Annotated in this window: 14 protein-coding genes and 1 tRNA gene; 13 read left to right on the top strand and 2 right to left on the bottom strand. The window is 64.5% G+C overall.

Annotation, left to right across the window (positions count from 1 at the left end; genetic code table 11):
- Nucleotides 1-43 precede the first annotated feature (43 nt).
- Both ACLL97_RS16725 and ACLL97_RS16720 read left to right on the top strand, forming a co-directional pair.
- Nucleotides 44-2,128 (top strand): ATP-binding protein, encoded by a 2,085-nt coding sequence (locus tag ACLL97_RS16725; protein WP_411281620.1) that lies wholly within the window; start codon nt 44-46, stop codon nt 2,126-2,128.
- Nucleotides 2,076-4,109, top strand: a complete 2,034-nt coding sequence (locus ACLL97_RS16720; protein WP_411281619.1) for a DUF885 family protein — start codon at nt 2,076-2,078, stop codon at nt 4,107-4,109. The genes ACLL97_RS16725 and ACLL97_RS16720 overlap by 53 nt, the downstream gene beginning before the upstream one ends.
- A 10-nt stretch (nt 4,110-4,119) precedes the next feature.
- Here ACLL97_RS16720 and ACLL97_RS16715 read toward each other — a convergent pair whose 3' ends face one another.
- Together ACLL97_RS16715 and ACLL97_RS16710 are read right to left on the bottom strand one after the other, a co-directional pair.
- Nucleotides 4,120-5,115, bottom strand: coding sequence for an alpha/beta hydrolase (locus ACLL97_RS16715; RefSeq protein ID WP_411281618.1), 996 nt, complete (start codon nt 5,113-5,115; stop codon nt 4,120-4,122).
- 11 nt (nt 5,116-5,126) lie between these two features.
- Entirely contained in the window at nt 5,127-7,274 is a 2,148-nt protein-coding gene (locus ACLL97_RS16710; protein WP_411281617.1) for a prolyl oligopeptidase family serine peptidase, read from the bottom strand.
- 311 nt (nt 7,275-7,585) lie between these two features.
- Here ACLL97_RS16710 and rplS point away from each other — a divergent pair, with 311 nt between their 5' ends.
- The 11 genes from rplS to ACLL97_RS16655 form a co-directional block, all read left to right on the top strand.
- Nucleotides 7,586-7,948, top strand: coding sequence for a 50S ribosomal protein L19 (rplS, locus tag ACLL97_RS16705; RefSeq protein ID WP_171223985.1), 363 nt, complete (start codon nt 7,586-7,588; stop codon nt 7,946-7,948).
- Between the two features lie 41 nt (nt 7,949-7,989).
- Nucleotides 7,990-8,685, top strand: coding sequence for a ribonuclease HII (locus ACLL97_RS16700; RefSeq protein WP_411281616.1), 696 nt, complete (start codon nt 7,990-7,992; stop codon nt 8,683-8,685).
- Nucleotides 8,678-9,538 carry an SDR family oxidoreductase gene (locus ACLL97_RS16695; protein WP_411281615.1) on the top strand — a complete coding sequence of 287 codons (861 nt, stop codon included), beginning with the start codon at nt 8,678-8,680 and terminating at the stop codon, nt 9,536-9,538. The genes ACLL97_RS16700 and ACLL97_RS16695 overlap by 8 nt, the downstream gene beginning before the upstream one ends.
- Before the next feature lie 212 nt (nt 9,539-9,750).
- Nucleotides 9,751-10,392 (top strand): OmpA family protein, encoded by a 642-nt coding sequence (locus ACLL97_RS16690; protein WP_411281614.1) that lies wholly within the window; start codon nt 9,751-9,753, stop codon nt 10,390-10,392.
- A gap of 95 nt (nt 10,393-10,487) precedes the next feature.
- Complete coding sequence (locus ACLL97_RS16685) at nt 10,488-11,747, top strand: glycosyltransferase (protein ID WP_411281642.1); 1,260 nt, start codon at nt 10,488-10,490, stop codon at nt 11,745-11,747.
- Nucleotides 11,748-11,768: 21 nt separating this feature from the next.
- Entirely contained in the window at nt 11,769-12,941 is a 1,173-nt protein-coding gene (locus ACLL97_RS16680) for a glycosyltransferase family 4 protein (protein WP_411281613.1), read from the top strand.
- Nucleotides 12,942-13,010: 69 nt separating this feature from the next.
- The gene (locus ACLL97_RS16675) at nt 13,011-15,017 is read left to right on the top strand and encodes an alpha/beta hydrolase family protein (RefSeq protein ID WP_411281612.1); all 2,007 of its coding nucleotides are present in this window, start codon (nt 13,011-13,013) and stop codon (nt 15,015-15,017) included.
- The gene (locus tag ACLL97_RS16670; protein ID WP_411281611.1) at nt 15,014-15,979 is read left to right on the top strand and encodes a hypothetical protein; all 966 of its coding nucleotides are present in this window, start codon (nt 15,014-15,016) and stop codon (nt 15,977-15,979) included. Before ACLL97_RS16675 ends, ACLL97_RS16670 begins: the two co-directional genes overlap by 4 nt.
- Before the next feature lie 81 nt (nt 15,980-16,060).
- Nucleotides 16,061-16,133 (top strand) — tRNA-Lys (locus tag ACLL97_RS16665).
- A 28-nt stretch (nt 16,134-16,161) separates the two neighbouring features.
- Entirely contained in the window at nt 16,162-17,811 is a 1,650-nt protein-coding gene (locus tag ACLL97_RS16660; RefSeq protein WP_411281610.1) for a mechanosensitive ion channel family protein, read from the top strand.
- Between the two features lie 15 nt (nt 17,812-17,826).
- A partial coding sequence (locus ACLL97_RS16655; RefSeq protein WP_411281609.1) for a hypothetical protein occupies nt 17,827-18,825 on the top strand: 999 nt, incomplete at its 3' end.

The raw sequence follows: 18,825 nt of genomic DNA, 5'->3' as shown, positions 1-18,825 counted from the left end.
GCAATGCTTGCAATCCGGCGGCGCCGGCCGGAAGATTCCCCTGATGACCAGTTCGACGCTGCTCACGGCACCGACGCGCCGCGGTGAATCGCTTGGGGCGCTTGCCTTTGTACGATTCGGACCGTCGGCGATCGTGGCCGCGATCCTCTATTTCCTCGCGGTCGCTGCTCCCCTCGCCGCGTCGTTCAGGTACGGGTCGAATTTCGGCGTGTGGCCAGCCACTGCCGTCGGCATCTTCACGCTGTTCCTGACGCCGCGCGAGCTCCGACCCGTCATGGTCGCCGCGCTCGCGGTCATGAACTGGTGTGCGCTCGAACTGTTTGTCGGGGGCTCCCTGCCGGTCCAGTTGTTGCTCATCAGCGCTCGCGTGGTGGGCGAGTGGGGGACGACGGAGTGCACTGAACGCGTCCTCAGGCGTCCGCCCGAGCTCGAGCAGCCGGGCGATCTCGCCCGATTCGGTCTCATCGCAGCGTTCGGCACGATCCCGCTCGCCGCGCTGCTCGGCGGCATCGGGTACGCGGTGATCGGTCGCGGCACGGTGCTGATGGAAGGCTTTCAATGGTGGGTGTCCGAGATCACCTGGGTGCTGTTGCTGGTCCCGGCGTTGATGCACCTACGCCGACTTCAGGTCGCCACGACGCCATCGACCACCAGGCAGCAGGTGCTCGAACGGCTGCTCTTCTTCGAGGCGTTGGCGCTGTCGCTGCTCGTTGCATTCTCGTACACGAGCGCCTCGGCGTTTCAACCGCCACTCGGCGTGGTCGTCAGTCCGCTGCTGATCTGGTCGGCGTTTCGACTCGGCGTGGGCACCACGTTGTGGGGTACGATCGCGGTGGCCGGCGCCTGTGTGCTGGCCACGTTGAATGGACGTGGTCCTTTCGTTGGACTGTCCGACGAAACGTTCTATCAGATCGCGTGGGCGCAAGGCTACGCTTTTGTGGTCGGGAGCTCGCACATCCTGCTGGCGGTAGCGGTGGGTCAGCGGCGCGCCGACGCGGAAGAACGCGCGCGCATTCTGGAAACTGTACGAACGGCATCGGCGCGGCTCGAGGCGCATTTCGCCGGTGCGCGTGACGCGGTGGCCGTCGTCGACGCCGACGGTACACTCGTGGCGGCATCACCCACAGCAGCACACTTGGTGGCGCAATTGGAGCAAGCCAGTGCGCAAAGCTGGCCGCGCGTGCTCGGCGGTGAAACGTTCACCGCGACCATGCGACTGGAGCCGGATCAGGAGTACGCTGTCACGATGCTGCCGTTGCGTGACGCAAGTGACGCGATCATCGGGGCATCAGCGAGCGCGATCAATCTCACCGATCTGCGCAGTGCAATCGCGGCCGAAGAGCGGAGTCAGCGACTCGCCACCGTTGGTCGTCTTGCCGGCGGCATCGCACACGACTTCAACAACATCATGATGGTGATCCTCGGCAATCTCACGTTGCTGAAGGAAGGCATGCCGCCCAACGACCGGAAGCGCGCCGACGTGGACGAGGCCAGCGCGGCGGCGCAGCGCGCGGTCGGACTGACAAGGCAGTTGCTGGCGTACGCGCGCCGCCAGACCATTGAACCGCAGCAGCTCGACCTGGGTGCACACGTGCGGCAGATGGCGAGCATGCTGGAGCGACTCCTCGGCGCCGACATCGCGCTTGAGGTGGACGTGACGACCACTGACTCGTCGGTGTGGATCGATCCGTCGCAACTCGATCAAGTGGTGGTGAACCTGTCGGTGAATGCACGCGACGCCATGCCAGCTGGCGGGTCGCTCCGTCTACTTGTCGAGAGCGGCACCGTCGATGACGCACTCGCTGCGGAGCTGGGAATGGCCGCCGGTGAAGCCATCTCGCTGATCGTGCAAGACGACGGCCACGGCATCGCGCCCGACGCGCTGCCGCACGTGTTCGAACCGTTCTTCTCCACGAAGCCGATTGGCAAAGGTACGGGGCTAGGCCTTGCCACCGTGGACGGCATCATCAGACAGGCGGGAGGTGCCATCAGCGTAGCCTCGTCGGTGGAACGCGGCGCCGCGTTCACCATTCGGTTGCCGAAGGTGCGTGGCGTGTCACCGCAAGCCGCGACCGATGCCACGGCATCGCGTCAGCCCGACCGTCAGAGTTACGCCGGAGTGGCGTGACCGCATCCTCGATCCGCAGGAGTTCGTCGTGATTCGTTCGTTGCGTGCCGTGCTGGCAGCTACCTCGTTGCTTGTCAGTCCGCTCGTGTTGTCTGCGCAGCCTGGCGGCGTGAAGACCACCGCGCGACAGAACTTCCCATCTGATCCAGCGGCGAGCGTGCCCGCGTTGAACGCGCTCGTGTCGGCGCGCGCCAGTGAGATGGCGGATGTCATTTCGCGCTTTGCGTCCGATCAGCAGGTGCTACAGCGGCGGTACGACGCGCCTGATTCGCCGGCGCAACGCACTCGCACCCGCGCCTTCTATGCGTCGTGGCGCGCGCGTCTGGGCGAGCTCGCGTTCGACCAGCTGACACAGGAAGGCAAAGCCGACTACGCCCTGCTCGAGAATCATCTCCGCTATCAGCTCGAGCTGATGGATCGCGACGAGGTGCAGCGTAAAGAAATGTTGTCGTTGCTTCCGTTCGCCGATCGCGTGCTCGCGTTGCAGGATGAACGACGTGACCTCAAGACCATCAACCCGCAGGCCTCGGCCCGCACGCTGGCCGACGTCACCAAAATGGTAGATAGCCTGCGCGCCGTGCTCGAACCCGTACCGCTTCGTGCCGCTGGCGACAGCGCCTTCGGGGCTACACGGCCGACGCGCGCACCGGCCCCCAAGGTGTCGCGCACCGTGGGGAACCGCGCGGCCGATCAGCTCGACCAGATTCGCAACACCGTTGGCGTGTGGTATCGCTATTACAACGGGTACGATCCGCTCTTTTCGTGGTGGGCCACGAATCCGTATCAGAAGCTCGACGACGCCATGCGTCGCTACGCGACAACCATTCGCACGCGCGTGGTCGGCATTCAGCCGGCGCCGGTTGTCGCGGGTGGCGCTGGGGGGCAGGGCGGCGCCGGAGCGTCCCAGGCGCCGCGCAACGCGGCGGCGGCCAACGAGCCGATCATCGGTGACCCCATCGGGGCGGTCGGACTCGCCGCCGACTTGCGCCACGCGATGATTCCATACTCGGCCGATGAGCTGATCGACATCGCCGAGAAGGAGTACGCGTTCAGTCTGTCCGAAGCCAAGAAGGCAGCTCGCGAGATGGGATTGGGCGACGACTGGAAGGCGGCGATGGAGAAGGTGAAAAACATGTACGTCGAGCCCGGGAAGCAGCCGGATCTCATTCGCGATCTCGCGAATGAGGCCGACGCGTTCTTTGCGAAGCACGATTGGGTCACGATCCCCGCCTTGGCACGGGAAGACTGGCGTATGGAGATGATGGCCCCCGAGCGCCAGCGCGTGTCGCCTTTCTTCCTCGGTGGTGATCTAATTCTCGTGTCGTACCCCACGGCGGACATGACCGATGAGGAGAAGCTGATGAGCCTGCGCGGCAACAATCCGTTCTTCTCACGGGCCGTCGTGTTTCATGAACTCAACCCCGGGCATCACCTGCAGGGGTTCATGTCGGCGCGCTACAACTCGCACCGCCGCGTGTTTTCTACGCCGTTCTGGAACGAAGGACAGTCGCTGTACTGGGAGATGTTCTTGTGGGACCGCGACTTCCACGTCACGCCGGAGGATCGGCTGGGTGCGCTCGCGTGGCGCATGCATCGCAGCGCGCGCATCGTGTTTTCGCTCAGCTTTCATCTTGGCAAAATGACGCCGGAGCAGGCGATCGAGTACGTCGTCGATAAGGTGCCGTTCGAGCGCGCGAACGCCGAGGGGGAGGTCCGTCGGTCGTTCAACGGCTCGTACTCGCCGATCTATCAGGCTGCGTACATGCTGGGTGGATTACAACTGCGCGCGTTGTACAAGGAGCTCGTGATGTCAAAGAAGATGACCGACCGCGAGTTTCATGACGCTGTGCTGCAGGGCGGCCCCATGCCGATTGCGATGGTGCGTGCGCGCCTTGCCAACGTGAAGCTCACGCGCGAGGGCGCCAATCCGTGGCGCTTCGCCGACGACCTGCCGACGCCTCGCCCGTTCCCGTCGAAGTAAGGCGCGCTGGTTACCGCGTCGTGTCAGCCAGCGGGATCGGCACGTACGGGAGAATATTCTCGGGGATCGCGGCGTCTGCCGAGAACTGCGCCGTCCAGCGCTCGAAAATACGCCACGTGCTCGAGGTAAACAGTGACGCATCGGCGCGCACGAACTCTATCTCGTGCAGGTCGGTGCGCCGCAGGGGCGCGGTGGCAGGCGACTGACGGGTGAATAGCAGCACCGGCAGGGGGACGTCGTTGGCAATGGCCCACGGGTCGCTCGGTAACAATGTCCGTATCGCCCGCCAGCTGAAGGTGCGCGCGGTCGGTCCGTCGGGTCGCTGCGCGCGCTGATACGCCACCGGAAGTCGATCGGCGAAGTGCAGGCCGACGACGTTCAGCAGTTGTTGGGTCGCCAAGCGTCTCGTGTGCCACTGAAAGGCGCCGCCGTCCTGTGTGCCCGCAGCTTGTAGCGAATCACGGGTCAAAATCGGATCCACCAAGGCGATGCCCTGTACGCGCGGCTGATCTCGGTCGCGCCCGCGCTCGGCGAAGGCCAGCACCGTGCCGGCACCCTGTCGCACGCCGACCAGCAGTACCGGGCCCGACGGATTCGCGCGCTTCAGTTCACGCACGACGCCCGTGAGATCATTCGCGTACTGCGCGTCATGCCCGATACGCCCGCGCGCGCCACCCGACCGACCGTTTCCGCGGAGGTCGAGAAAGAGGATATTCATGCCCGTGACGCGTCGCAACGAGTCGCCCGCTTGGATGGCGAGAGCGTCGTGTGCACCGAGGCCGTGCAGCAAGATGATCGTGCCGCGAGACGGCAGGAAGTATTGCGTCCCATACACGGCGACACTGTCCGGCATCTCGAACAACCGGAATGCGGCCTTGTTACCCACGATCGGCATGCCTTCGATCGCCTTCGTTTCGAAACGAGCGAGCCGCGCGAGCGTGGGCGCGCCGGTGCCGAGTCCGACGCCAAGCGCGGCGCCCACCGCCAGCAGGGCGAGCGCGATCATGCGGGCTACCGTCAGAGCAACTCCGGCGCAACGTCGAGATTCTCAAAAATGAACGCGTACTCGTCAGCCACTTCAGCGATCTGCTTCGTGAGCGACGAACTGCCGTGTCCCGACTGCGTCTCGATGCGAATAAGTACCGGGTTCGGACCGCGATGCGCTTGCTGCAATCGGGCGGCAAACTTGAACGAATGCGCTGGCACCACGCGATCGTCGTGGTCGGCGGTGGTAATGAGTGTGGCCGGATAGGCCGTGCCGTCTTGCAGATTGTGCAGCGGTGAGTACGCCGATAGGTATCGGAACCCCTCGGCGTCGTCGCTCGACCCGTAGTCGGCAATCCAGTTCCAGCCGATCGTGAACTTGTGAAAGCGCAGCATGTCCATCACGCCAACTGCCGGCAACGCCACCCGCGCCAACGTCGGTCGCTGCGCCATGATCGCACCGACCAGGAGACCACCATTTGAGCCGCCGGCAATCGCCAACTTGGCGCTGCACGTATACCCGTTCGCGAACAACCATTCGGCGACCGCCACGAAGTCATCGAAGACATTCTGCTTCTTCTCCTTCATGCCGGCCTGGTGCCACGCCTCTCCGTACTCATTGCCGCCGCGCAAGTTCGCCTGCACGTACACGCCGCCCTGCTCGAGGAATGCCACGCGCATGGCGCTGAAGTTGGGCGGCAGCGACACGTTGAATCCGCCGTACGCGTAGAGCATCGTGGGATTGGCGCCGTCGAGCACGAGGCCTCTTCGGGCCACGATGAAGGCGGGAACCGGTGTGCCGTCCTTGCTCGTGACAAATACTTGCGTCGTCTCGAACCGGTCGGGGTCGAACGGCAATGGCACTTCGCGAAGCTGCGTGCTGCACCCCGATAGGATGTCGTAGTGGTACACGGTGATGGGCGCCGTAAACGACGTGAAGCTGTAATACACCGACGTCGCGTGGTGCTCGCCCTCGAAGCCGCCGGCTGTCCCGATGCCGGGCAGCGCTATCTCGCGCTCCAGCACGCCGTTCAGCGCGTACACATACGCGCGGGTGGTCACGTCTTTCAGGTACGTTGCGAAGAGACGGTTGCCGGCGGTGGACATGCCGCTCACCGGTTCGCGGCGCTCCGGGATGACCGTCATCCAGTTCGCTTCGGCAGGCGATGATGGATCGATGCGCACCACGCGTTGATTCGGTGCGTGTCGATTCGTCAGCACCAAGAGCTGATCACCTACGTTGTCGAGCACGTCCATCTGGTCGTCGAACGTCGTCCAGAGGGGCGTGAACGCGCCGTCCGGCGTGGTGAGATTCATGACGTGCAACGCGTTGCCGTCTTTACCCTGTCCGCGATCGCTCACCGAGAGCACGGCAAAGCGCTCGTCTTCGGTGGTGCTGACGGTGTGGAATCGTTGGGCGTTGGCGGTGTCCCGATACACCAGGCGGTCGGCCGATTGTGGAGCGCCGAGCGTGTGGAAGAACACCTGATGGTCCTCGTTCATCGAGGAGAAGGCAGCGTCGGTGTTGGTCGGCTCTGGATAGCGACTGTAAAAGAAGCCGTCGCCGTGCCAGGCAAGCCTGGACACCTTTACCCAGTCGATCACATCGGGCAAGTGTTCACGGGTGGCGACATCGATCACGCGAATCTGCTGCCAGTCGGACCCGGCCTGGCTCAGCATATAGGCGATCTGCGTGCCGGCCCGGTTGAACGTCAGCCCGGCCACGCGGGTCGTGCCGTCGAGCGAGAGGGTGTTCGGGTCGATCAGGACCTCTGGAGTACCCGCGTCCCCTTCCTGGATGTAGTAGACCGCCTGATTTTGCAGTCCATTGTTCTTGGTAAAGAGGATCCACTGCCGCTGTACCACGGGGGCCGAGTATCGGGGGTAATTCACCAGCTCGGTGAGTCTGGTCCGAAGAGCGTCGCGGTGCGGAATTCGGTCGAGATATCCAAAAGTGACGCGATTTTGGGCGTCGACCCAGTTCTTGGTTTCCGCCGACGTGTCGTCTTCCAACCATCGGAATGGGTCGGGGACGAGCGTGCCGTGGTAGTCATCTACCTGGTCAACCGTTCGCGTGCCGGGATAGGTCAGCGGCGCGTTCCTGCTTTCAGGCTCGAGCGGAGAGGTCACGAGAGAGGGAGCACTGGTGGAGACAGGGGCTGAACCGACGAGACGAGGCATGGGCCGATCCGGGCGTCTGCCAACTCTATCGGCAGGCGGGGCACTAGCGCCAGCGGCAATTCTTTGGGTATCTTTTGAAGCTATAGTGTTCTACCGGTCGTTCGAGACCGTTGAAGCTCCCCGGAACATACCGGGCGGCGATGCCACGTCGGTTCCGGATCGGGAGACATCGCTCTCATTCCGCGTCAGGGCCTCTCGCACCGTTGGTGTTGGTGTCGTTCGCTGCACGGGCTTCGGCTTCAGGCAGATCGACGTCGTACCGCCGGATCTGCAGCACCTGAACCGGGCGCGGTTTGGCCCCGGAGAGAATTATGCATCCGTTTATCGAAACGCAGAAAGAGTGGATGAAGGCAGTAACGCCGTTCCGCCCGGGTGATACCGTGCGTGTCAACGTGCGCGTGAAGGAGGGCGACAAGGAACGCGTTCAGGCGTTCGAAGGCGTCTGCATCGCGCGTCGTGGCGGTGGTGTCAGCGAGACGTTCACCGTGCGCAAGATTTCGAACGGTGTCGGGGTCGAGCGTATCTTTCCGATCCACAGCCCGATGGTCGCTGAGATCATCGTGGTTCGCCGTGGCGCGGTGCGCCGGGCCAAGCTGTACTACCTCCGCGACGTGACCGGCAAGGCCGCGCGTATCAAGGAGCGTAAGGTCGTGCGCGCACCGCGGGGCGCGTAAGACAGACGCGTTTCACGCCTCTTTCCAGGAAACCGGCCCTCGTGGCTCGGTGGACCCCGATTGAGCGCACCCTGCGTGCGCAACACGGACCGCTCTTGGTGGGTGTGGATGAAGTCGGACGGGGCCCGCTTGCGGGCCCCGTTGTCGCATGCGCCATCGTCATGCCGCCCGGGCGGCGCGCTATCGCGGGCGTGGATGATTCCAAGAAGCTCGACGCGGCTACCCGCGTGACCTTGGCCGCCCGTATCCGCGAGCAGGCGCTCGTAGTCTCGTTGGGGGCCGCCAGTGCGCGCGAGATCGATTGCATCAACATCTACCACGCCACGGTCCTCGCGATGCGGCGTGCGCTGTCCCGAGTGCCCGGACGGCTGGGATGCCAACCACATCACGTGCTCGTGGATGGCAAGCCGTTGCGCACGCTTGGGATCGTGCACACGGCGGTGGTCAAGGGCGACGCCAAGTGCTACGCCATCGCGTGCGCGTCGATCGTCGCCAAGGTCACGCGCGACCGACTCATGCATGCGCTGGCCGTGCGTTACGAAGGCTACGCGTGGGAACGAAACAGCGGCTACGGCACCGCCGCTCACCGCGCGGCCGTCGACGAACGCGGTCTCACCCCCCATCATCGTCGTAGCTTTTGTCTCGACGATCAGGTCGCCCTGCGGCTCGACACTGTGGCCACCGATGCGTTCGATGTCCCTTCTCAGTCCTTTCTCACGGAGCGAGTGCATGAATGACGCGACTGGTGGATCCGATCTGACGAGCAACGGGTCGATCTTCCGCCCGGGGCTGCTCGATGGCCAGGTTGCCCTCGTGACCGGCGGCGGCACCGGTATCGGCCTGGGCATCTCGCAGTTGCTCGCCGAGCTTGGCGCGCACGTCGTGATGGCGAGTCGAAAGCCGGCCAATCTGGAGGCCGCTCGCGCTGATATTGAATCGCGCGGAGGAAAAGTCTCGGCCGTGCAGCTCGATGTGCGTGATCCGGAACAGGTGAAGGCCGCCGTTGATGGCATCGCGCAGCAATTGGGGCGCATTGATGTGCTGGTGAACAACGCGGCGGGTAACTTTTATGCGCCGAGCGCGACGCTGTCGCCGAATGCATGGAAGAGCGTGGTTGAGATCGATCTTTACGGCACCTTCTACTGCTCGCAGGCGGTTTACCCGATCATGGCCGCGCAGGGCGGCGGTCGCATCGTGAGCACGTCGATGACGCTGCACTATCGCGGATGGCCCATGATGGCGCATGCCACCGCCGCTAAAGCCGGGGTCGATGCACTCACGCGTACCTTGGCGGTGGAGTGGGCACCGCAACGCATTCGGGTCAATGCGATCGCGCCCGGGCCGATTCCCACCGAAGGAGTGCGCAAGGCGTTCACTCCACCGGCGGATAGCGGCGTGCCTGACGTGTTCGCCGCGGCGGATGCGTTGATGGCGGCCTACGCGAAGAAGGGAATTCCACTCGGTCGCTGGGGATCCCCGCGCGACATTGCGAATATGGTAGCCTTTCTCGCCTCGCCGGCGGGCGATTGGATTACCGGGGCGATCTTTGTGATCGATGGCGGCGAGTGGCTCGCGAAAACGGCGAGCTGACGAGCGAACACGCCACGCGTTGTACGTCGCGTGTGATGCGGCACACGATCGGGCAAAACTGGGACAGAATGTGTGATATCAGGCACTTCGGAAGTTGTGTGGCATAGCGAGGTTCTACTCGTGGTTCGCGTTATGCATAAGCCTCTAGCGCGGGCCCGACGGATTCTACGTCGACACTCGAGCTCTACCACACGACAGGAAAAGGAGAATTCATGCGACAGGCAAAGTATGCGGCCATGGTTATTCTGGCCGCGAGTACGTTGGGCGCGTGTGCCACGAAGGGCTTTGTGCGGAAGGGTCTCGAAGAGCAGCGCGTCGCGCTGAGCACCGAGAAGACGGAGCGTATGTCGGGTGACGACGCGCTGCGCACGGATGTGAATGGGCTGCGCACCGATCTCAATGCGCTCCGCAACGACCTCACCACGATGCGCACTGATTTCGGCGCGAAGATCACGGCGATGGAAGGTCAGGTGAAGTTCGCCATGCCCGTGCACTTCGCGTACGATGATGCCTCGGTGCGCCAAGACGATCAGGCTGCGCTCGAAAAGTTCGCCCAGGTTGCGAACCAGCACTACAAGGGCGCTACGATCACGATCGAAGGCTTCGCAGATCCTGCCGGTTCGGCCGATTATAATCTCCGCCTCTCTCGTGAACGGGCCGACGCCGTTCGTGACTATCTCGTGACGAAGGGATTGGACGGTTCGGCACTTCGTACGGTAGGTTATGGCAAGACGCGTCTGGTTCGTCCCGGCGCACAGGGCACTGCGAACGGAGCTGAGCTGAATCGTCGCGTGACCTTCGTCATCGAGACGCCGGCTGGTGCCGCTACTGTAGCCGCGCTGTCGGGCATGTAGTAGTTCGACTGACGTTGGTATGGTGCTACGCGATGGCCGGCTCTTTTCCGAGAGCCGGCCATCGTGGCGTTGGTGACAGGGGGTCCTCGTTGCTGGTGCAGACGGCGCCGACGTTGTCCGATCGGCTCACGGCAGAGACCCTGTCCGGCCCGCCGCAGTCGATCGCTCGAATCCCGCTTCTGCGCCATCCGCGTGCCGATGCCGGCCTCAGGGTGCTTGATGTGACCGAGTGGTTCGGAGAGACGAGTGGCGGCATTCGAACCTACCTCCTGGAGAAAGCGAACTACGCCGCGTCGCGCCCGTGGTTGCAGCACACGTTGGTGGTACCGGGCGTGCGTGACCGGATCACCGACGCCGACGGCGTGCGGCTGTATCGGCTGGCCGGACCGCCGATCCCTGGCCAACGGCCGTATCGGTTCATGCTCGCCACGCGAACCGTTTCGCGCATCGTGCAACACGAGCGCCCTGACCTGATCGAGATCGGCAGCCCGTTTATCGTGCCGTGGATCGTAAAGCGGGCCACTCGCGCATCAGAGGTGCCGCTCGTCTGCTTTGCGCACACCAATGTGCCGCGCATGTTCGCACCCGATGAGGGCGAGGGAAATTCCGTACAGCGTGTGTTGTATCGAGCGTCGTCGCAGTACCTGCGCCGGCTCGATCGTCTCTTTGCGCTCACCATCGTCGCCTCTGAGTATTCGGCGCGGGAGTTGGCTCGCGTCGGTATCGATCGGGTGGCCAAGGTGCCGCTTGGCGTCGATGTCGAGTGCTTCACCCCCCGTCGGCGCGAGTGGGTCACGGAGACGCGGGCGCGCGTCGGTTTTCCGAACGCACCATTGGCGGCCTACGTCGGGCGCTTCGCCCGCGAGAAGGAACTGCATGTGGTGCTCGATGGCTGGCGTGACGTGGAGCGACGCTGCGGGGCGCGGCTCGCGTTGGTCGGCGCGGGTCCGATGGAAGCGGCGCTTCGGGCGCACCCGTACGGTCACCGCGTGGTATTCGTCCCCTTTCTCAAGGAGCGCGACGCGCTGGCCGACGTGTTGGCGTCGCTTGATGTGTACGTGGCCGCTGGCCCGATCGAAACGTTCGGGCTTTCGGCGATCGAAGCGCTGGCCAGCGGTACCCCGCTCTTGAGCGTGAACGAGGGGGCCGTCGTCGAGCACGTGACGCGAAGTGGGGCGGGTAGGCTCTACGAGCGACACCAGTCGGCGTCGCTGGCCGACGAAGCCGTGCAACTCTTTACCCAGGATCTTGGAGCGCTTGGCGCACGCGGTCGCGCCTACGCGGTGGCCGAGCACGCATGGGATACGGTGTTCGACCGCCTGTTTGCGGTATATCGCAGCGTTCGCGGAAGCTGAGCCTTGCCGCCGACGCACGCCGTGCCCTCGTTCGAACCGACCTGCGCTGACGGGCTCCGCCTCGCGCTGTTCACCGATACCTACGCGCCACAGGTGAACGGCGTCGCACGGACTCTGGAACGCTTGGTGGCCGCCGTGGAGGGTCGGGGCGGGGTGGTGCGCGTGTTCGCACCCTCCGACCCGGAACAGCAGGAGCACCCCACCGTCGAGCGATTTCGCAGCCGGTCGTTCTGGGCGTATCCGCAACTGCGGTTGTCCTGGCCATCGACGTCGCACGTGCAGGCGGAACTCGAGGCCTTCGCGCCTACTATCGTGCATGCCGCCACGGAATTCGGTATGGGCCTGGCTGGGCGCAAGGCGGCCTTGGCGCTCGGCATCCCGTTTGTCTCGTCCTATCACACAAGCTTCGTGGCGTACGCGGAGCACTATCGACTGGGGTTGCTGGCGCGTCCCGGCTGGCACTTCATGCGATGGTTTCACAATGGCGGACTTCGCACGTACTGCCCGACCCAGTCCATTGTCGACGAGGTCACTGCGCAGGGGTTCGAGCGCACCGCGGTCTGGTCGCGCGGTGTAGATCGTGAACGCTTCTCGCCCCAGCATCGCTCGCCAGCGCTTCGTGAACGGCTCGTGCAAACCAATGACACCTTGGTGCTGTCGTACGTAGGACGGCTGGCAGCGGAGAAAGGCTTGGACGTGGCGCTCGATGCGTTGGAGCAGGTGGAGCGCGCGAGACCGGGGAGGGTGCGGTGGCTGGTGGTCGGCGACGGTCCGTACGAAGCGGAAGTACGGCGGCGCGCGCCGGAGGGTTCGGTGCTCACCGGAAAGTTGCAGGGGGCGGCGCTGAGTGCGGCCTACGCCAGCGGCGACGTGTTTCTCTTTCCGAGCGTGACCGATACGTTCGGCAACGTGATGCTCGAGGCGATGGCGTCCGGCTTGCCGGTGATCGGCGCCGACGTTGGGCCTACGCGCGAGCAGTTACGGTCGGGGGGCGGCTGGTTGGTGCCGGCTGGCGACGCGGCGGCGTTCGCCCGCCTGATCGTGTCGCTCGTGGACGACCGCGCTTCTGTGCGCGAGGCAGCCGGACGCGCGGGAGCGTTCGCCGCGTCGAAATCGTGGGACGTGGTCTGGGATACACTGCTGCGGGACTACCTCCAGCTGCATCGCATTCCGCCGCCGCTGTCGTTGCGTTAGTCCACCGCACCGAGGTACATAGAGCGTGGTGCCGGTGCTTTTGGCATTTCTCACCTTTTCTCGGCCATCATGCGACGCTGGACAACAAAAGGACTTGGTGCAACGTCGGCGCGAAGACTGGCGCTGACGCTCGCTGGGACGCTCGCTGGGACGCTCGCTGGGACGCTGCTCGCCGGAGCCTGTGCGGCACCGCTCAAATTGGCGCACGACGATTCGGACACCGTCTTGTCCCGGCAATTGCTCGCGGCGCCCAATCCGTCGCACAAGGGCAGTTTCGCGGTGAAGTCGCTGTACTACGGCAGTGGCACCGACAAGCGGCGCGCGATCTATCGCGACTCGGTCACGCTGACGACCGCCGTCGTGAACGGCGCCAAGTTCGCAGCTGCACCCGATCCCAAACAGGCGCAGATCCGCAAGAAGTACTGGGGTTTCGACTTCACCAAGTTGCCGGTGAACGGGCGTGTGTGGTATCCCGATGCCCCCGGCCCGTTTCCACTCGTGCTCGTAGTGCACGGCAATCACGACATGAAGCAGTTCTCCGATCCGGGCTACCAGTACCTCGGTGAACTACTCGCGTCGCGCGGCTTCATCGTGGCGTCGGTGGACGAGAACTTTCTGAACGGCAACATCCGCGGCGAGAACGACGCGCGTGGCTGGATGCTGCTCAAGCACTTGCAGTCGTGGAAGCGCTTCAATGACTCGACCGGATCGCCGCTGCAGGGAAAGGTGGACATGCACAACATCGCGCTCATGGGACACTCGCGCGGGGGCGAAGCGGTCACGGTGGCCGGCGCGTTCAATCGGCTACCGTATTATCCCGACGACGCCACGGTGAAGTTCGATTTCAACTTCGATATCAAATCGCTCGTGGCGATTGCGCCGGTGGATGGGCAGTACCGTCCGGCTGACAAGCCAACACCGGTTTCCAACTACAACTACTTCCTCATTCACGGGTCGCACGACGGCGACGTGTCGACGTTCAGTGGCCTGGCGCAGTACGAACGCATCCGCTTCACCGATGGAAACCCGTGGTTCAAATCGGCGGTTTTCGTGTACCGCGCCAACCACGGACAGTGGAACACGACGTGGGGCAATCTCGATGGTGGTCCGCGCAGCGCCCGATCGCTCGATACGCGCGGGCTGATCACACAAGCGGATCAGCGAAAGTTCGCCGAAGTGTACATCTCGGCTTTTCTCGAGGCGACGTTGCGCGACAAGCGCGAATATCTGCCGATGTTCCGCGATCATCGTGTGGTCGGGCAGTGGTTGCCGAAAACGATGTACACCACGCGATTCCAGGAAAGCGGATTCCACACCGCCGCTGACTTCGAGGAGGATGTGGACGTGACCTCCGGGTCGGCGCCGGGCGTATGGTTGTCGAGCGACTCGCTGGCCGTGTGGAAGGAGTTACCGGTGCCGTTCCGTGCGCGCGGCGTAAACCAGGCGCACAACGCGGTGACTATCGGCTGGAACAACCGTATCGCTGGGAGCGATACCACCAAGCTGGGTAAGCCGGCGTCGTTCGCGTTGCACCTCGGTGATTCGTTGCGTGCGTCGTGGAGGGTGGGGGCCGCGTCGTCACTGGTGTTCTCGCTGTCGCCCACCGACGCCAAGCCCGGTGCCCGTGCGCCCGCGCGCGACAGCACGAAGCAGGCTGATTCGCTCTCGAAGGCCTCGCCCAAGAAACCGTCTCCCAAGAAGCCGTCGCCCAAGGATGCGAAGCCGGATACGGTGCCGATCGATCTCTCGATTGTCGTGACCGACGCCGGCGGCCGTTCCGCCTCGCTTCCGCTGTCGGCCTATGGTGTGGTCCGCCGTCCACTGGAATCGTACGTGTACCGACGTGCTGGCCGTGACAAGCAGCGCTTCGCCAACGTGTACGAAATCGTGCTGCAGACCTACGCGATCCCACTCGTCGACTTTGTCCGCGCAACACCCGGTTTCGATCCGGCCCGCCTTACGCGGGTGCAGTGGCGGTTCGATCGCAGCGTCGCCGGAACGATCATCCTCGATAACATCGGCTTCTCCAATATGCGTCCGGAGTTCACCGCACAGACGATCGGAGCGGCGCGATGAGCCGCTCAACCCAAACCGTGTTCCGCTGGTCGGCGCTGGTGACGGTACTGGCCACCGCACTGGCCACGGGCGCGGCGGCATCGATCGCCAATGCGCAGGTGCCGTCACCAGACCAACGCGAGCGGTACGCCCCACTCATTCTCAAGTTGCCCGCCTCGGCACGCCTGCTGTCGTTCGGCGGTGCCCAGGTTGCGCTCCGCGATGTCGATGCCGTGTTCGGCAATCCCGCCTTGGTGGGGACGGCCACGGCGTTGGCTTTTGGTGCCGAGCGCTACGCGAGCGGTGCCACGGCGGGGCAGTTTGCCAGCAGTTCCACCATCGGACCGCTGGGTATCGGCGTCGGCGTGCATCTGCTCGACGCGGGTGGGCGGTACGGTACGTTCCCCGCGCCGAGCGAGGTGCTCACGCGCGAGAATGCCGCAGGAGCCAGCAGCATTGCCGCAACACTTGCCGCGTCGCTCACGTGGAAGCAGCTGCGGTGGGGCGTGGGCGCGAAGTACGTGGAGGAGCGCGTGAGCGATGATCGCGCCGGCGGGGTGGTGTTCGACATCGGCGCATCGAAGTCGCTGCAGTTTTTGAACAGCACCGTGGGCGTCGCCGTGCAGCATTTGGGTCGGCGTCTCTCGGTGGCTGGTCGTAGCGAATTGTTGCCCACCCAGCTCGCCCTCGGCATCGCGACGGCTCCACGTGGTCTGGGAAAATGGCTAGACCTGTCGGGAACCGTGGAGCTCGATGTGCGACGCGACGGCGAGTTGTTTCCCCGTGGCGGCGTGGAGTTGAGCTACATCCCCATCGACGGGGTGGTCTTGACCGGTCGTGTGGGCGGGCGCCGACCGCAGCTGCGTGAGGAGCGACCGATCGCGGTGGGTGGCGGTTTCACCGTGGATCGCGTCACGCTCGACTACGGGTGGGAGGCTCTGCGCGACGGCGCGGGGCATCGGCTCACGTTGCGGCTTCGATAAGTCACTTTTCGCACCGCCACTGTTCTCGCGGCGCGTCATTTCGCTAAATTGAGAGGCTGGCCCGCTTCACGGCAGGTCGGCGCTCCGGTAGCTCAGTTGGTAGAGCAGTGGCCTTTTAAGCCATAGGTCGTGGGTTCGAGTCCCACCCGGGGCACTCGCTGGTGACACGGCTATCTTTGAGCATGCGCGTTCGCATCCTCATTTCAACGGCGATGGGCTTCCTCGTCGCTAGTCTGTCCGTCCCCCATCGTTCCGGGGCGCAGCTCGGGCTCCCGACGCGGACTTCTGCGGCGGACAGCCTTCCGACAACCGTGTCATCGGCGTCGCCCCGGGCGGCGCTGCAGTCGTTTCTGCGCCTCGCCGAGGCCAGCGACTGGGTCGGCGCCGTGCAGTACCTCTCGGTGCCCGCGACAGACCGTGATCGTTCCGCTCAGCTGGCACGGCGCCTCAAGACCGTCCTCGATCAGCGTTTGGCGATCGACCTCCGCACGGTGTCGGGCGCGGTCTCCGGAGATACCACCGATGGCGATCCGAATGGCGATCGCATCGGCGTCATCATGTCGGCGAATGGCCGTGAGGATCCGGTTCGCATGACGCGCGTCTCCGCACCGTCGTCGGGCGGACCGGTGCGGTGGCTGTTCTCGCCGGCCACCGTCGGATTGGTCGACGGGTGGTTCGACAACCTTGGAGCGCCGTGGCTGCGCGAGCGGCTACCGGAAACGCTGATGCGTGAAGGGCCGCTCAACGTGTATTACTGGCAGTGGATCGGTCTTGGGCTGGCGATTCCGGTGGTTGTGCTGGTGGCGTGGGGACTCGGTGCCATCCTGCGCAATCTGCTGGGTCGCGTGGCGCGACGCACTGTAACCGAGTGGGACGATCTGCTGCTCGAACACCTGCGCGGACCGTTCCGGTTGTGGGTGGCGTCGTTGGCGATCAGCCCGCTGCTCTCCCTGCTCGACCTGAACGCGCGCATGGCGGGTTTCTTTACGTCGCTCACGCGCGGGCTCGTACTCATTTCGATCTTCTGGGGGTTGCTGCGCATCATCCGCCTCGCGCAGGATCGGGTGGCCAATGCGGCGTGGGCCACGGGGCAGGGCACCCAAGCGCGTACGCTCGTGCCTCTGCTCGGCAATTTCCTCCGTATTACGCTGGCGATCATTGCGCTGCTGGTCGCGCTGGCGCAGTTCGGGTATCCGGTGGGGACGCTGCTGGCCGGTCTCGGAATCGGCGGCATCGCGGTCGCCTTGGCGGCACAGAAGACCGTGGAGCATTTGTTCGGCAGTGTGTCGCTGGCCGCCGACAACGCGTTCCGTGTTGGCGACTGGGTGCGCGCTGGCGCATCGGAGGGCGCCGTGGAGCGCATCGGGCTGCGATCGACGAGCGTGCGAACCATCGATCGCACGGTGGTGCGAATACCGAACGGTCGACTCGCCGACGAGCGTATCGAAACCTTCGGTGAACGTGATCGCATACTGCTGCGCACGGATATCGATCTCACGTATTCGACCACACCGGAACAGCTCGAACGTATCCGTGATGCACTCGAAGCCGCGCTGCGCGCGCATCCAATGGTGTTTGCCGATGTGGTACGCGTGCACGTGGTAGGCTTCACCGATTCGGCGATTCGCATCAACGTCGTATCGTGGTTTCTCACCACCGACTTTCAGGTATTTCTGCGCATTCGTCACGACATGCTGATCACGTTCATGCGCATCATCAGTGACAACGGGTCGAGCTTTGCGTTCCCGTCGCGTACCATCTATCACGTGCAGCAAGACGGCATGCCGCCAGTTCCGGCCATCGGCAGCAGCGGCCCGGCCGGCGATGACTAGCCGGGTGTGGGAGTCATGAGCATCACGGTGCCGCACGGTCTGTCGCTGTTCGCGCTCGCGCTGACGCAAGGCGACATGATCCAGTCACCGCCGCCGCTGCTTGCCACTGAGTTGGCGGCGACGCTGCTACAGGGCGCGATCACGACCGGGCTCGCCGCGCTCTGCGCTCATTTGTATGTGCGCTATCGCCGTCCGTGGTTCGGCTGGTTCGCGGTGGCGTGGAGCGTGTATGTCGCGCGGCTGTTGTGTATTCTGAGCTTCCTGCTCACGGGCGAGCGCGTCTGGTTGTACTGGCATCAGGTCACCACCGGCTGGACCGCCCTCGCGCTGCTCTGGTCGGCCATCGTGTTCCTGCGCCAACCCAAGGCACGGCTGGCCTATCTGGTGCTGGCGCTTTTTCCGGCACTCTGGTCGTACGTTGCGATTTACCAGCTCGATCATTTCCTCTGGGCCGCGCTACCGGCGGTGCTGTTCCTGAGCGGTGCGACGATGTGGACCGGCTGGGTGTTCTGGCGCCATCACCGGATCGCCAGTTCAACCGGCGCCCGTCTGTTGGCCATGTCGTTCTTTCTGTGGGGACTGCATCACCTCGACTATCCGTTCCTCCGCGCGCAGGGTGCGTGGACACCGTGGGGCTATTACCTCGACATTTCGTTCGAGTTGCTGGTTGGCTTCGGATTGGTGCTGTTGGTGCTCGATGATCTCGGACGCGGCGTCCGCGCGCTTTCGGCGCTCTCAGGCGACCTGCAACGTCGTGATCGCACCTCCGACCCGCTCGATGCGCTGTTGTCGCGTCCACTGGCGTTGCCGGGCGTGCGCGGTACGGCGATGTATCTGTTCGATGCCGACGGCGGCGATGACGCCCGGGCCTCCGACGTGCTCGACGGCGTGCTCACGGCATGGCGCGATGACGAGTCCGCCGACCAGGCGTTCGACGACGCGACACGAGGTGCGTCCGCGCCGGGTGCGTCCGCGCCGGGTGCGTCCGCGCCGGGTGCGTCCGCGCCGGCCACC

The organism is Gemmatimonas sp. (assembly GCF_046594945.1).
GTDB lineage: Bacteria > Gemmatimonadota > Gemmatimonadetes > Gemmatimonadales > Gemmatimonadaceae > Gemmatimonas.
This window is presented reverse-complemented; position numbering and strand designations above follow the sequence as displayed.

Excerpts from the sequence above, each read along its gene's own strand:
- ACLL97_RS16725 (WP_411281620.1), top strand. The coding sequence starts at position 44 with ATGACCAGTTCGACGCTGCTCACGGCACCGACGCGCCGCGGTGAATCG.
- ACLL97_RS16720 (WP_411281619.1), top strand. The coding sequence starts at position 2,076 with ATGCCACGGCATCGCGTCAGCCCGACCGTCAGAGTTACGCCGGAGTGG.
- ACLL97_RS16715 (WP_411281618.1), bottom strand. The coding sequence starts at position 5,115 with ATGATCGCGCTCGCCCTGCTGGCGGTGGGCGCCGCGCTTGGCGTCGGA.
- ACLL97_RS16710 (WP_411281617.1), bottom strand. The coding sequence starts at position 7,274 with ATGCCTCGTCTCGTCGGTTCAGCCCCTGTCTCCACCAGTGCTCCCTCT.
- rplS (WP_171223985.1), top strand. The coding sequence starts at position 7,586 with ATGCATCCGTTTATCGAAACGCAGAAAGAGTGGATGAAGGCAGTAACG.
- ACLL97_RS16695 (WP_411281615.1), top strand. The coding sequence starts at position 8,678 with ATGAATGACGCGACTGGTGGATCCGATCTGACGAGCAACGGGTCGATC.
- ACLL97_RS16690 (WP_411281614.1), top strand. The coding sequence starts at position 9,751 with ATGCGACAGGCAAAGTATGCGGCCATGGTTATTCTGGCCGCGAGTACG.
- ACLL97_RS16675 (WP_411281612.1), top strand. The coding sequence starts at position 13,011 with ATGCGACGCTGGACAACAAAAGGACTTGGTGCAACGTCGGCGCGAAGA.
- ACLL97_RS16670 (WP_411281611.1), top strand. The coding sequence starts at position 15,014 with ATGAGCCGCTCAACCCAAACCGTGTTCCGCTGGTCGGCGCTGGTGACG.
- ACLL97_RS16660 (WP_411281610.1), top strand. The coding sequence starts at position 16,162 with ATGCGCGTTCGCATCCTCATTTCAACGGCGATGGGCTTCCTCGTCGCT.